Below are 14,131 nucleotides of genomic sequence, written 5' to 3'. Positions count from 1 at the left end.
GGACATCATGCTGACTGAAGCACAGCGCGCGGAGGTCGTTGCCTCCCTGCTTGAAAGCCATCGCACCAAGGTGCAGGGCAAGCGCCCTTCCGAGATGTTTCCGCAGATCCAGATCGAGGATTCCTACGCGATCTCCTCCGCCGTCGCGGAGGAGCGGGTCAAGGCGGGGCGCAGGATCGTCGGCCACAAGATCGGCCTGACCTCGAAGGCGATGCAGGCCTCCTCGAAGATCGACGAGCCGGACTACGGCTATCTCTTCGACGACCTCGTCCTTTCCGACGGCGCCAAGGTTCCCTTCGACGCCTTCTGCGTGCCGCGCGTCGAGCCGGAGCTGACCTTCATCCTCAAGGAGCCGCTGAAGGGGCCGGGCGTCGGCCTTGTCGACGTGCTGCGCGCCACCGAATGGGTAGTGCCCTCGATCGAGATCATCGACGCGCGCGTCACCGAGCCGCGCCGCATCTACGACACCGTCGCCGATAATGGCGCCGCCGCCGGCATCGTGCTGGGCGGCCGTCCGGTGCGCCCGGATGCGGTCGACCTGCGCTGGGTCGGCGCGGTGTTCTACCGCAATTCCGAGATCGAGGAGACAGGCCTCGCCGCCGGCGTGCTCGGCCATCCGGCGATGGCAATCGCCTGGCTCGCCAACAAGGTCGGTCCCTTCGGCACGACGCTGGAGCCCGGTCACCTGATGCTGTCGGGTTCCTTCACGCGGCCGGTCTGGGCGGCCAAGGGCGACACCCTGCATGCGGATTTCGGCCCGCTCGGCTCCGTCGCGGTGCAGTTCGTATGACCATGCCGCAAAACCGCTTCAAGTCGCGCCTGCTGGCCGGTGAGCTGCAATGGGGTCTTTGGAGCTCCCTTGCCAGCCCCGTCGCCGCCGAGGCCCTGTCGCTCACCGGCTTCGACTGGATGCTCTTCGATACCGAGCACTCGCCGGTCGAGATCGCCGCCCTGCAGCCGATCCTCCAGGCCGCCGCCACCGGCACCGCCTCCGCCGTGGCGCGGCCCGCGTGGAACGACAAGGTGCTGATCAAGCGACTGCTCGACATCGGCATCCAGACCCTGCTCGTGCCTTTCGTCGAGACGGCGGCGGAGGCGGAGGCCGCGGTGCGCGCCACCCGTTATCCCCCGGACGGCGTTCGTGGCGTCGCCGGGGCCACCCGCGCCAGCCGTTACGGCACGGTGCCGAACTACCTGCAAGAGGCCAACGCCGAAATCTGCGTCCTCGTCCAGATCGAGACGGCACAGGCCATGGCCCGGCTTGAGGAGATTGCGGCGGTCGAGGGCGTCGACGGCGTCTTCATCGGCCCGTCGGATCTTTCCGCCTCGATGGGGCATCTCGGCAATCCGGGCCATCCGGACGTGCAGGAAGTGATCCACGCGGCAGCGCAGCGCATCATCGCCGCGGGCAAGGTTCCCGGTATCCTTGCCACCCGCGCGGAAGACGCGCTCCGCTACCGCGACTGGGGCTATCGCTTCGTCGCCGCGGGCGTCGACACCGGCCTGCTTGTCGGCTCGGCGCGGGCCCTCCTGCAGACCGTTTCCGTCCGCCCCCTGTAGGACGGCCGGTTGCAACGTCGGACCACCTGCTGCTGCGCGACAAGCGGATCGGCCACTCACCGCGGGTCGGCCTCATCTGCGAGACGACCGCCCGGGTCGCGCAGCTGCCGACCTTGGTGCTGATCACCTTCAGCTCTATAGCCAGGCGCAGATTTACAGCCGCCTGGGTGTTGATCTGGGCCGCTCAACGCTGGCCGATTGGATCGGCCGGGCCGCCTTCGAGCTGCACCCGGCCTACGATGCCTTGATGGCGGACCTGAAAAGGTCATCGAAGCTGTTCATGGACGAAACCCGCGCACCAGTGCTCGATCCTGGAGCCCGAAAGACCAAGACCGGATACTTCTGGGCTCCGGCCAGAGACGATCGACCCTGGAATGGCACCGCATCACCTGGTGTTGCCTTCACTTACGCGCCCGGCCGCATCGGATCGGAGATCACGCTCGCCTATTGCTGGGCCCATGCTCGACTCAAGCTGATCGAGATCACGCGTGCCGGCATTGCCCCTATTGCGGAAGAGGGTGTGCGGGTCATCCGCGAGCTCTACGACATCGAAGCCGACATCCGAGGCCTGGGACCGGCTGCTCGTCTCGCCCGTGCGCCGGGAGCGGTCAGTACCAATCGCCGCACGGATAAGAGAACGGCTGGATCATCATCGTGCCCGCGTCTCCGCGAAAGCCCCCTCGGCGAAGCACTGAGCTGCATCGCAAAATACTGTAACGAGCTCGAGCTGTTCCTGGTCGATGGTCGCATTGAGCTTGACAACAATGCGGTTGAGCGGACGGATCCGTCCGACCGCACTCAACCGGAAGAACGCGCTCTTCGCAGGCATGATGCTGGCGCAGAAAACTGGGCCGTCATCGCCTCGCTGATCGAGGGCAAGATCAACGACCTTCTGGCGAACCTCGTCGGGAATGCGGTTCCAGACCCGCCTGGGCTGTGGCTTGCAGTCTTCCAGCGCATCGACGCCGCCGGTCAGGAAGCGGTCATACCAGCGATTGAAGGTGGATCTTGGAATGCCGAGCTTGTCCAGCGTGCGCTTGGCCGGGAGATGCGACTCCTCGCCGCGCAAGCCTTCCAGCACGATGCGGATCTTCTCCTCCGCCGAATACTGTTTGCGGGTGGCGCGGCGGATGTCCTTGATGACCTTCTCCGCCGGCTCCTTCTGTGTCCAGGATTTCCGTCTCATCTTCGCTCCTTGAAGGGCTACGATGAGCCAGAAAGCCTCCTCTATCCGTTAAGCCGAAATTGTCTCATTGGCGCTGAACTCGGACAATCCAGCAGGCGGCGACTGTCGGCCACAGGGACGTGACCCACGATCCTGTAGCTCCGACCCTCGCAGTATGGCGAGAGGTCATCTTCTGTGGGAGGCCGCTGTCCAGCTTGTAACGCATGGGAACCGCACCGGCGCTCGGCTCGGTGGTGACCGCGAAAGCAGCAGTTTCCAGGATCTCGATCCAGGCCGAGCAGCAGCCACAATTCGGATCCTTCGTCACATGGATAGTCGGTCCTGCGTCTTGGATCATCGCTGCCAAGGGCTATGCAGCCAGCAGTTCGGATCCGCCGATCAGGAACGTGCGGCGGGAGAAACTGTTTTGGATCGTCTGATTTTCCGTTCGAGATTGCTTGCGTGGACTGACAGGTCAGAGATTGGCCCGCCTGAGGCGCAAGGCGTTGGCGATCACCGAGACTGAGGACAGGCTCATCGCCGCCGCCGCAATCATCGGCGAAAGCAGAAGGCCGGTAGCGGGGTAGAGCAGTCCTGCTGCGATGGGGACGCCAAGCGCGTTGTAAGCAAAGGCAAAGAACAGGTTCTGCTTGATGTTGCGCAAGGTGGCACGGGCCAGCTTGCGCGCACGAACGATGCCCATCAGGTCACCGCCCAGCAGGGTGATGCCTGCGCTTTCCATCGCAACATCGGCCCCGGTGCCCATGGCGATGCCGACATCGGCAGCGGCCAGCGCGGGGGCATCGTTCACCCCGTCGCCTGCCATGGCGATCTTGTGACCGTTGCGGCGCAACTGGTCGATCAGGTCCTTCTTGGCCTCGGGCAGGATGCCCGCGCGCACCTCGTCGATCCCGAGTTTGCCTGCCACTGCCTGCGCCGTGCGCTCGTTGTCGCCCGTCGCCATGATGACCTGCAGCCCCTGTGCGTGCAGTTCGCGGATCGCCTGAGCCGTAGTGTCCTTTATGGGGTCGGCCACAGCCACGATACCGACAAGCGCGTCATCGACGGCAATGAACATGGCCGTCTTGCCTTCGGCGCGCAGAGCGTCGGCCCTCGTTTCGGCTGCACCCGTATCCAGACCCAGTTCCCGCATCATCGCGGCATTGCCGAGCGCCACCGCGCGTTCGCCGACCCTGCCACGCACGCCCTTGCCGGTGATGGCGTCGAAGTCTGCCGCCTCCTGACGCCGGGCACCCTGCGCCTCGGCGCCTTCGACGATCGCTTCGGCCAACGGGTGTTCCGAGCCGCGCTCGAGCGCCGCGGCCAGCGACACCAGGTCCGTCTCGGTCAGATCGCCGAGTGCAATCGTATCCGTCAGTTTCGGTTTGCCCCTGGTCAGGGTGCCGGTCTTGTCGACAATCAGCGTGTCGACCCCCGCCATGCGTTCCAACGCCTCGGCATCCTTGATGAGAACGCCCGCTTGTGCGCCGCGCCCTGCTGCCGTGGTGATGGAGATTGGTGTCGCGAGACCGAGTGCACAGGGACAAGCGATGATCAACACCGACACAGCCGAGGCGATGGCGAAGACCAGCGCGGGCTCGGGGCCAACGGCCATCCAAGCGACGAAAGCGACGATTGCGATGGCCACCACAGTCGGTACGAACACCGCCGACACCCGGTCGGCCAGCCCCTGGATCGGCGCGCGGGACCGCCGCGCGTTCGACACCATCGCGACGATCTGCGCCAGCACGGTATCAGATCCGACCTTACCGGCCTCGATCACGAGGGAGCCATTCTTGTTGATCGTGGCCCCGGTTACCGGATCGCCTGGGCCTTTTTCCATTGGCATAGACTCGCCGGTCAGCATGCTTTCGTCCAGCGACGAGCGGCCCGCGATCACGATGCCGTCGACCGGGACGGCATCTCCGGGGCGCACGCGTAGACGGTCGCCCTCCACGATATTCTCCAGCGGTGCGTCATATTCTGTCCCATCGGGCAGGATCCGCCGCGCGGTCTTCGGCGCCAAATCCAGAAGTGCGCGGATCGCGTCTCCGGTGCGCTCGCGGGCGCGCAGCTCGAGAACCTGGCCCACGAAGACCAGCGCCACGATCACGACTGCCGCCTCGAAGTAGGTGCCGACGCCATGGCCCATCCGGTACTGTTCCGGAAACATGCCCGGCAGGAAGGTGGCGACGATCGAGTAAAGGTAGGCCGCAGCAACGCCGATGCTGATCAGGGTCCACATGTTTGGGCTGCGGTTCACGATCGAGTCCCAGCCGCGCCGGAAGAATGGCAGCGCCGCCCAGAGGATGATCGGCGTGGCCAGCACGAATTCCAGATAGCTGGCCATCTGGTGCCCGACCCACTCGCGCACCGGCAGCGCCACCAGTTCGCCCATGGTCAGGATGACGAGCGGCACCGCCGCGGCAACTGAGATCCACATTCGGCGGGTGAAGTCGGTCAATTCCTCGCTGGGTTCATCCGAGGGCACCATTGGCTCGAGCGCCATGCCGCAGATCGGACAGGATCCTGGCGCATCGCGAACGATTTCGGGATGCATCGGGCAGGTGTACTGGACGTTGGCCGGAACAGCCTTGTTCTGTCCGGCGGCGCGACCCGAAGCATAGAACCACGGGTCCGCCTTGAACTTTGTCTGGCACTTCTGCGAGCAGAAATGGAAGGTCTCGCTCTGGAACTCGGCGTGACGTCCGTCCGGGCTGACCGTGACCGTCATCCCGCAGACCGGGTCCGTTGCCGTCTCCGTCCCCGCCAGGATGTCAGGTGCCGCGTCATGATGATCGTGGTCCATGGTCTGCCAGCCTTTCCGTTTCTCGATTGAGCTTGCGGCTTCCACCTGCTGGAAGCTCAAGCTCTTTTCATGGGTGGTCGTGAGCGCCTTCCCGGACCGGATTGCGCGCCAGGAATACCCGGACGAACAGAAACACCAGCGCCATGCCGACGATGCCGATCACGACGATCAGCGGGTCGGACTGCCACTTCATCGCGGCGAAGGCGGACAGCACCACGGCATCGAGGACGATGGCCGTCAGCAGCACCCAACCCTGAGCGCCGATTTCCCCGCGCAGATACCGGAACACACCGAAGTGGATGATGATGTCCATCACCAGATAGAAGAAGGCTCCGAGCGAGGCGATGCGGCTGAGGTCGAAGAAGACTGTCAGGAGGCCCGCGATCACGACGGTATAGACGAGCGTGTGGTCCTTGACTGAGCCCGGCATCCCGAAATGGCTGTGCGGGATCATCTTCATGTCCGTCAGCATCGCCAGCATCCGCGAGACCGCGAAAACACTGGCGATCAGACCCGAGGCCGTGGCCACCAGCGCCAGCGCCAGCGTCAGGTAGAAGCCGGTCTGCCCGAGGGCGGGCTGGGCCGCTTCAGCCAGCGCATAGTCCTTCGCCGCCACGATGCGGTCGAGCGTCAGGCTGGAGCCGACGGCGAAGGCGACCAGCAGATAGACGACGACGCAGATGGTGATGGACAGGACGATGGCCCGGCCCACATTGCGGTGCGGGTTGGTGACCTCGGCGCCGCTGTTGGTGATGGTCGTGAACCCCTTGAAGGCAAGGATGGACAGCGCGAGCGACGCGACGAACCCGCTTGCGCTGGAATCTCCGGCAGTTGCTTCGATCGAGATGCCGCTCGCCCACAGACCGGCCGCCCCGAACAGCGCGATGCCGCCTACCTTGAGGACGGCCATGACGATGGAGAACAGCCCGACCGACCGGTTGCCTGATACGTTCACGAGCCAGGCGAAGAAGATCAGCCCGACGCCGAGGATCGGCACCAGAACGCTGTCCGGATCGCCGCCGAACGCCCGCAGCGTGTAGGTGCCGAAGGTACGTGCGACGAGGCTTTCGTTGATGACCATCGACAGCGCCATCAGAAGAGCGGCGCCCGCCGCGACCGTCGTCGGCCCGTATGCCTTCTTCAGGATCATCCCGATGCCGCCTGCAGAGGGATAGGCGTTCGACATCTTGATATAGGTATAGGCGCTGAAGGCGGTCACGATGGCGCCCACGACGAATGAGAGCGGGAAGAGCGGCCCGGCAAGCTCGGCGATCTGACCGGTCAAGGCGAAAATGCCCGCGCCGATCATCACACCCGTTCCCATGGCCACCGCGCCAGGAAGGGTAATGCTGTTCCTCTCGTAATCGTGCTTCGTCATGGATTTTCCTTTTCCGGCCTTTTCCGCATCGCCACCCAGAGCAACGGCAAGCCCGTCACAAGGCCGATGCCGAGAACTGCCCAAGTCGCCCGGCCGAGGTCTCCGCTCACCGCTTCCCCTCCGAAATGGGCGAGCAGGAAGCTTGCCGGGACAATGCCGGCCAGTGTCGCGAGGGCGAACCGCCACGCGTGCAGACGGCTCAGCCCGGCCGCATAGCTGATCATGTCGAAGGATACGAAGGGCATCAGGCGGCTGGCAAAGACCGTCGCCGTCAACGCGGTCTGCGACCCGAGCAGGCCGGCATCGACACGATCACCGAATACGCGCCGCAAGACGTCGTGCCCCAGAATCCGCGCGAGGCCGAACGCGATGAGCGCGCCGAGTTCCGCGCCGATCACGATCTGCACCGTCCCCCATAGATGCCCGTAGGCCGCCCCGGCGGCCAACGCGATGGGCGCGCTCGGGATCGGGCTGGCGACGACCGCCAGGGTCATGAGCGCGACGACAAGGACCGGCCCCCAGAGACCCGCGCGCGCGACAAGCATCTCCAGGCGCTCGCCGTCCATCAGGCCGTGCAGATCGGCGAATACTGCAGGCGCGAACTGCCAGATACCGAGCATGGCGATCCCGAGGATCGCCATCGCCATGAGAATGATTGCGCGCAGGCCCATCTCAGACGGCCGCGACGGCCTTCGCCAGAAGGTCGCGCACCTCACCGGCGACCGCCGTCAGTTCGGCGTTGTCGATCGCCAGCATCGATGCCACCGGGTCGATGGCGCTGACCTCCACGCCGCCCTCGACTTCGCGCAGGATCACATTGCAGGGCAGCATCGCGCCCACACGCGGTTCGATCCCGATGGCCTGATGCGCCATATTCGGATTGCAGGCGCCGAGGATGCGATAGGCCGGCATCTCGACATCGAGCTTCTTCTTCATCGTCGCCTTGACGTCGATCTCGGTCAGGACACCGAAGCCATGGTCCGCCAGCGCCTTGCGCGTGCGGGTGTCGACATCGTCGATACCGGTGTCCGGGATCATGCGATTGATCGTGTAAGCCATTGAGAAGTCCTTTCTCTTATTTTCGAAGATATTTGATCAGCGCCGCTATGGCCAAAACCACCAGCGCGAGGATCAGCAGGCCGAAGAGCCAGCCAAATCCCATTCCGAACCCCATTCCGGAGCCCATGTCGTTCCAGTTCATCATCTCATCCTCCTGATTTTCACCCGTAGGGTGTGCCTTTTGGCCGGCCCTCACGACAACATGGGGCAGGACAGCTGGGGTCGGTTCCGGCACGTCGGGGCGCCCTGTCCGGACGCCCGACCCGGGTCAGGCCGATGCCGTGACCGCGAACTCGGTCATCATGCCGGTCGCGAGGTGCGGCATATGATGGCAATGCAGCATCCAGCGCGCAGCCTCGCCGGCGTCGAGGGCGACATCGACCATCGCCATCGGCGGCACGTGAACCGTGTCGCGCAGGGCCCCGGCGACGCGGCGCCCGTTCAGGCCGACGATCTGGAACACATGCCCGTGCAGATGCATCGGGTGGGCCATCATCGACATGTTGTGGAACGACAGAACGACCCGCTCGCCGCTGCGCGCGATGATCGGCTGGTGCTGGCCCCAGACCGCCCCGTTGATCGTCCAGAGATAGGGCTGCATCGAGCCGCCTAGCATCAGCACATGGCTGCGGTCCACATGTCGATCAGGCAGGGCATCCAGCGCAATGAGGCGTGCCTCCTGCGCAAGACCGGTGTCGAAGGCCGGCGCTTCGGACGCCGCCATGGCATTAAGACGCCGAACCTCGGCACCCCGCGTCGCGAGGATCAGGCCGGTTCGCTCCCGCCCGCCTTCCCGCAGGGCGAGGACCGGCCAGGAGCCGCCCTCGCTCGGCAGGTCGATCTCGATGTCCAGCCTCTGGCCCATCGCCAGCCCGAACCGCGTGCCCGGAACAGGCTGGACGGCGTGCCCGTCCACTGCGACAAGTCGCGCCTCTGCTCCACCGGTTTCGATCCAGAACACCGTAGCTGCGGCGGCATTGATGACCCGAAGCCGGATGCGTCCGCCACGCTCGACCTGCACCACTTCGGGGTCCGACAGGGTCCGGTCGTTGGCGAGATAGGCGTCCCAATCGTAATCGTTCAGGTCCATGGCCATGCCGCCCATACCAGAGATGCTGCCCATCATCCTGCCCATGGCACCATGATTCATACCCAGCATCGCCCCCATGCCTCCCATGGGCGCGCCTTGATCGGGCTGCGCAGAGGGACCGGCGCCATCGCCGACATGCCCTCCGTTAATCTCCGCCAGCACTTCCTCGGGGGCTCGGAAGGAGAAGTCATGCAGGAACATCACGACCTCCTGCCGGTCGGCGAGGATATCCTCTTGCGAGCGCACGATCAGCGGCGCGGCGAGCAGTTGCATCTCCTGCGTCGGCACATGGCTGTGCATCCAGTGGGTGCCCGGCCGCGCCTCGAAGTCGTAGGATCGGGTCTCACCCGGGGCGAGAAGGGGCATCGGCATGTCCGGCACGCCGTCCTGCGCATTTGGCGGGGTCTGGCCGTGCCAGTGGATGATGGTGCCGACATCGAGATCGTTGGTCAGGTCCACTCGAAACCTCTGTCCGGGATCGAGGACAAGTCCCTGACCGCCGGGACCGGCAAGACCGAAGACCGTGGCCGCGCGCCCGTTAATGTCGAGCGTCCGGGTTGCAGCGATGAGGCTGATTGGAGCCACGGTCTGCGCGAAGGCAAGACGGGGCATGTGCGCAGCGCCAATGGCGGCAGCACTTGCGGCGAGAAAGCCGCGTCGCGAAAGGATGTTCATGGTCGTCTCCTCGGGACATCCGTCCCGTTCATCAATGCCGATGGGACGCCGCGAGCGTCGGCCCGGGCGCGATCAGAGGAGACGGAACTTGGGAGGTCGTTCGTTCAATCCTGGCGCATGGCCGACGTGGCTTGCCTCGAGCGGGAAGTCATGTCGGGAAGGCACGTACTCTTGTCCGGTTTTCGCGCTCGGAAACGGCAGGAAGGCCGTGAAACCGGCACAGACGAACCCGCAAATGCCGGTGTCGGCGGTACCGCAATGAAGCTGGTCAGCACAGGAGCGTCCGCTGTCATCGGTGACGTGCATCATCTCGCTGACATGAAATACATGATCCTGCCCGGCACTCATGCGCACGGTATGCGCCGGAGTCATCGTTGTGACCACAGCGATCGCGAGCAAGGCAAACATGGTGACGAAGCGATCGATCATCTCTTAGTAGATAGGCTCTGGTCACGACAATGTCCATTGGATCGAGCCATTGATGACTGCTGGCCGTGGTCGGCGGAGTGTAAATTTATGCCGCGAAAAGCCGAGAGAATAGTCGGAGCTTGTAGCGTATATCCGGTAGGTGTGGGGATTGGCAGTATCCGTCCTCCGCTACCAAATTTTTCAATAAATTACATGGCCTGCTCCCCGTTTTGTCCGCGTCTATAAGTTAGTCCTGTTCAGGTTGTGGTCTATTGCGGAGCGGGCTGCAAATTCGCTCGGGGTGAGCCCGTCGAGGTTCGTGTGCGGTCGGTTCAGGTTGTAGTCGATCCTCCACTCCTCGATGATCTCACGAGCGTGGCGATAGCTGGTGAAGAGATGCTCGTTCAAGCACTCGTCCCTCAACTGCCCATTGAAGCTTTCGACAAGCCGTTCTGCATCGGCTTTCCAGGTGAGATGTAGTGCCATTCGACGTCACGATCCTGCGGCCACTTCAGCCTCGCATTGGCGGTGAGTTCGGTGCCGTTGTTGCTACCCACCAGCATGGGATAGCCACGGCGTTCTGCGATGGCATCAAGCTCCTTGGCAATGCGATGACCCGAGATCGAGTTGTCGACGCCGGTCGCCAGGTACTCCCGGCTGAAGTCGTCGATGACGCACACGATGCGGAAGCGGCGTCCATCGAACAAGGTGTCGGACACGAAGTCGAGGCTCCAACGCTGGTTGGGATCCTGTGGGATCGTCATCGGGCAGGCGCGCCCAAGGCTAGCTTGCGGCCGCCGCGTTTGCGCACGGTCAGCCGTTCCTCGCGATAGAGGCGGTAGAGCTTCTTCCACTTCACCTCGGCGCCTTCACGCTTCAGCAGGATGTGGAGGCGGCGGTCACCGAAGCGCCGGCGTTGTGACGCCAGCTCTCTCAGCCGCTTGCGCAACTCAGCATCGTCCGGCCGTGCCGATCGATAACGATAGACCCGAGGATCGATACCCACCAGACCGCATGCACGGCGCTGGGAGTAGCCTTCATGTTCGATGGCCTAGCTCACGGTGCTCTTTCCCCGAGCCGGGCGTGAGGAGTTTTCCGAGCATCTCGCGGAGCGTCGAGACATAGATCGTCGACTCCGCCAGAAGCTTCTTCAGCTTCGCGTTCTCCTCCTCCAGCGCTTTCAGCCGCTTGGCCTCCGACACTTCCATGCCGCCATACTTCGAGCGCCACTTGTAGAAGGTCGCTTCGCTGACGCTGTATTTGCGGCACAGATCGACGGTCGACATGCCCGCCTGATGCTCCTTAAAAATGCCGATGGTCGGCTCGTCGGAAAACCTGGATCATTTCATCGCCTGCCTCCTTATTCGGGGTGCAGGCTAGCTTCAAAGCGGGGACAACTCAGGGGAGCCGGTCAGAACGAATGCATGCCCCCTTGGCAACGGTCGTCAAACCTTTGCGAGAACATTGTCGAGCGAGCTTTCAAGCAGCTGGAATATTGCGTCGATATCTTCGTTACGCGAAATGAACGGCGGTGCGAGTACGATCGAAGCTCCCAGCGGGCGAACGATAAGGCCGTTCCGAAGCGCCTCGTTGGCAAGTCGTTCGGAGACTTGAAGATCGGCGGGAAGCGGTGTCTTCAATGCCTTGTCGGCGACCAGTTCGAGCGCGCCCATAAGGCCGATGCCGCGTGCTTCGCCAATGTTCGGATGTTTTGCGAGGCGCGCCAGATGTGCGTTGAATTGGGGGGCAACCCGCCGGACATTGTCCAGAAGCCCGCCATTTTGAATGAGATCGATGGCCTTCAGTGCAACCGCGCAACCAACCGGGTGTGCGCCTGCGGTAAAGCCATGGGGAAACTCTTCGATGGTACGGGAGACGTCCATGATGTCGTCGGCAAGCGGCCCCGACAGCAGGACCGCTCCCATCGGAAAATAGCCGGCGGTGATGCATTTGGAGGCGATGATCGCGTCAGGTTCCATCCGGTAGGTGTCCGACCCCCACATTTCCCCAGTGCGGCCGAAGCCGCAAATGACTTCGTCGGCGATAAGCGGGATGTTGTACTTGCGCAGGATTGGGCGAATGGCTTCGAAGTAACCCTTTGACGGCGGGATGACGCCGCCGGCTCCCATCACGGGTTCGGCAAAGAAGCCGGCAATCGTATCCGGGCCTTCCCGATGGATGAGATCTTCCAGGTTGCGTGCCATGCGCGCGGTGAAGTCGCCCTCGCTCTCGCCCGCTTCGCCATAACGCCAGTAATGGGGACAGTCGGCGTGAAGAAAGTCCGGCAGCGGTAGGCCGAAATGGCCGTTATAGGCTTTGCCGGTCATGGAGGCCGTCGCGACGGTGACACCATGATAGGAATTGACGCGCGTGACGATCTTGCGCCGCTCCGGCTTGCCCCGGGCCCTGTTCAGCATCCACAGCATCTTGACCATTGTGTCGTTGGCTTCGGAACCGGAGTTGGTGAAGTAGACCTTGCCGCGGTCGAACGGAGAGACCTCGATCAGTTTGTCGGCCAGGGCGACGGCAGGCTCGGGGACACGGCCAAAAAAGGCGTGATAGGTGGGGAACTTCCGGGTCTGGGCGACCATCGTTTCGATAAGCTCCGGATGGTCGAAGCCCGCGATGGCATTCCAGAGGCCTGAATTGGCATCGAGATAGCGCTTTCCGGTGGTGTCCTGCACATAGATGCCTTCGCCTTGGGTAACGACGACGGGGCCGTTTTTCTCAAGGGTGGCAAGGTCTGTGAACCCGTGCAGGAAACGGGAAGACGCCGTGTTGTTGAAGGGGATCGTCATGTCTTGTTCCAGATGGTCTTGTTGGTGGAGCTTGTTGTTCAGGGCGCCGTCGTTTCGCTGATGATGCATAGCAAGCGGCTGGAAGCGGAAAGGGAAAGTCCCGCCTCCGCACTTCCAAGCAGGGCCGCGACGCCGGCTGCCCCCGACGGGGTGGTGGCAAGCCCGGCGCCGGCGACCATCCTGACCGCGGCTTCGGCTTCTTCGTCGCTGATCGTGGCGAAATAGTCCGCTTCCCTGGCCAGGAGCCGCAGTGCGGTCAGCGACGGTTCCTTGCAGTCCAGCCGGCCCATGTTGGAGACTGGGCCCTCGAAGACGACGGAGCGCCCCGTCTCCACGCTGGTTTTCAGACAGGCCGCCCGATCCGGTTCCACGACAACGACGCAGACGCTGTTTCCCCAGATGGCCCGGGTCTTGGCGGCAAGGGCACAGGCAAGTCCGCCGACTCCGGCCTGCAGGAATATGTGGGTGGGGGCTTCCGTCAGGGCTGCGGCAGCCTCTTCCAGCATGATGGCATAACCCTGCATGATGAAGCGGGGCAGATTGGTGTAGCCGGGCCAGGTGGTGTCCGACAGCAGGATGCCCTCTCCACGGTCCGCCGCTTCGCGGGCCGCTGCAAGGCTGTCGTCATAGGTCGAGCTTGTGCGATCGACCTCCGCGCCGAGGGATTCCAGCCTGTGGCGGAAACTCTCCGGAACCGTTTCGTTGAGAAAAATTCTGGCCTTGGCTCCGAATTGCCGCGCGCCGGCGGCAACGGCAATGCCGTGATTTCCTGCGCTGGCAGTCAGGAAGGTCATGCCTGCGGCAATGGACCTTGCGGGAGCCTGGTGCAACTCCCGGGCACCGGCGATCCCCTCAAGGCCTGCCGCCTTCATAATGACGCGGGCGACGGCATAGGCCCCGCCAAGCGCCTTGAAACTGCCGAGGTCGAGCCGAACCGTTTCGTTCTTCAGCCAGACGGTACCAACGCCCGCAGCCGCAGCCAATTGCGGGGCGGATATGAGCGGCGTTGCGCTAAAACCGTCCCAAGCTGAAAAGACCGCGCGCGGCAACGTGGTGTCGATGACGACATCGCCGGCGGTGAGGGCGTCTTCGCCGCCAAGTCCTTGTCCGCGCAATGGATTTTTGAAAACCTGCATGGGAGCTTCTCCGTGTATTGACGGTATCAATAGATATAAAAAAACCAAAAATA

The 14,131-nt window shown here is 63.6% G+C and carries 11 protein-coding genes and 3 pseudogenes; 3 read left to right on the top strand and 11 right to left on the bottom strand.

Annotated features, from left to right (window positions below; translation table 11 throughout):
• The first annotated feature begins 7 nt into the window (after positions 1-7).
• The 3 genes and pseudogenes from hpaH to ACVJ6E_RS03560 all read left to right on the top strand — a co-directional run.
• Entirely contained in the window at positions 8-790 is a 783-nt protein-coding gene (gene hpaH, locus ACVJ6E_RS03570) for a 2-oxo-hept-4-ene-1,7-dioate hydratase (RefSeq protein WP_067339344.1), read from the top strand.
• Entirely contained in the window at positions 787-1,560 is a 774-nt protein-coding gene (locus ACVJ6E_RS03565) for an HpcH/HpaI aldolase family protein (protein ID WP_120268875.1), read from the top strand. The genes hpaH and ACVJ6E_RS03565 overlap by 4 nt, the downstream gene beginning before the upstream one ends.
• A gap of 118 nt (positions 1,561-1,678) precedes the next feature.
• Positions 1,679-2,278: pseudogene (locus tag ACVJ6E_RS03560) on the top strand (IS66 family transposase); the annotation flags it as partial.
• A gap of 147 nt (positions 2,279-2,425) precedes the next feature.
• Here the strand turns inward: ACVJ6E_RS03560 and ACVJ6E_RS03555 are convergent.
• The 11 genes and pseudogenes from ACVJ6E_RS03555 to ACVJ6E_RS03505 form a co-directional block, all read right to left on the bottom strand.
• Positions 2,426-2,746 (bottom strand): annotated as a pseudogene (locus ACVJ6E_RS03555) (helix-turn-helix domain-containing protein); the annotation flags it as partial.
• Positions 2,747-3,200: 454 nt separating this feature from the next.
• On the bottom strand, positions 3,201-5,534 hold the full coding sequence (locus tag ACVJ6E_RS03550) for a heavy metal translocating P-type ATPase (protein ID WP_120268876.1): 2,334 nt from the start codon (positions 5,532-5,534) through the stop codon (positions 3,201-3,203).
• Between the two features lie 67 nt (positions 5,535-5,601).
• Complete coding sequence (locus ACVJ6E_RS03545) at positions 5,602-6,912, bottom strand: APC family permease (RefSeq protein ID WP_120268877.1); 1,311 nt, start codon at positions 6,910-6,912, stop codon at positions 5,602-5,604.
• Positions 6,909-7,583: a VTT domain-containing protein gene (locus ACVJ6E_RS03540; protein ID WP_120268878.1), complete on the bottom strand. Its 675-nt coding sequence runs from the start codon at positions 7,581-7,583 to the stop codon at positions 6,909-6,911. Before ACVJ6E_RS03540 ends, ACVJ6E_RS03545 begins: the two co-directional genes overlap by 4 nt.
• 1 nt (position 7,584) lies before the next feature.
• A complete protein-coding gene (locus ACVJ6E_RS03535) occupies positions 7,585-7,971 on the bottom strand; it encodes a DUF302 domain-containing protein (RefSeq protein ID WP_120268879.1) in 387 nt (128 codons plus the stop codon).
• Between the two features lie 16 nt (positions 7,972-7,987).
• On the bottom strand, positions 7,988-8,113 hold the full coding sequence (locus tag ACVJ6E_RS03530; protein ID WP_256431521.1) for a hypothetical protein: 126 nt from the start codon (positions 8,111-8,113) through the stop codon (positions 7,988-7,990).
• Between the two features lie 126 nt (positions 8,114-8,239).
• Positions 8,240-9,736, bottom strand: a complete 1,497-nt coding sequence (locus tag ACVJ6E_RS03525; RefSeq protein ID WP_120268880.1) for a multicopper oxidase family protein — start codon at positions 9,734-9,736, stop codon at positions 8,240-8,242.
• A 72-nt stretch (positions 9,737-9,808) separates the two neighbouring features.
• Positions 9,809-10,165, bottom strand: a complete 357-nt coding sequence (locus ACVJ6E_RS03520; protein ID WP_120268881.1) for a hypothetical protein — start codon at positions 10,163-10,165, stop codon at positions 9,809-9,811.
• A gap of 219 nt (positions 10,166-10,384) precedes the next feature.
• A pseudogene (locus ACVJ6E_RS03515) lies at positions 10,385-11,430 on the bottom strand (IS3 family transposase).
• A 159-nt stretch (positions 11,431-11,589) separates the two neighbouring features.
• Positions 11,590-12,942 carry an aminotransferase gene (locus ACVJ6E_RS03510; protein WP_120269264.1) on the bottom strand — a complete coding sequence of 451 codons (1,353 nt, stop codon included), beginning with the start codon at positions 12,940-12,942 and terminating at the stop codon, positions 11,590-11,592.
• Positions 12,943-12,980: 38 nt separating this feature from the next.
• The gene (locus tag ACVJ6E_RS03505) at positions 12,981-14,078 is read right to left on the bottom strand and encodes a diaminopropionate ammonia-lyase (protein ID WP_120268882.1); all 1,098 of its coding nucleotides are present in this window, start codon (positions 14,076-14,078) and stop codon (positions 12,981-12,983) included.
• Positions 14,079-14,131: the final 53 nt, after the last annotated feature.

The organism is Stappia sp. G46H5W, from assembly GCF_058448995.1.
The sequence above is the reverse complement of the archived record's forward strand: the minus strand, read 5'-3'. Positions and strand labels throughout refer to the sequence as shown.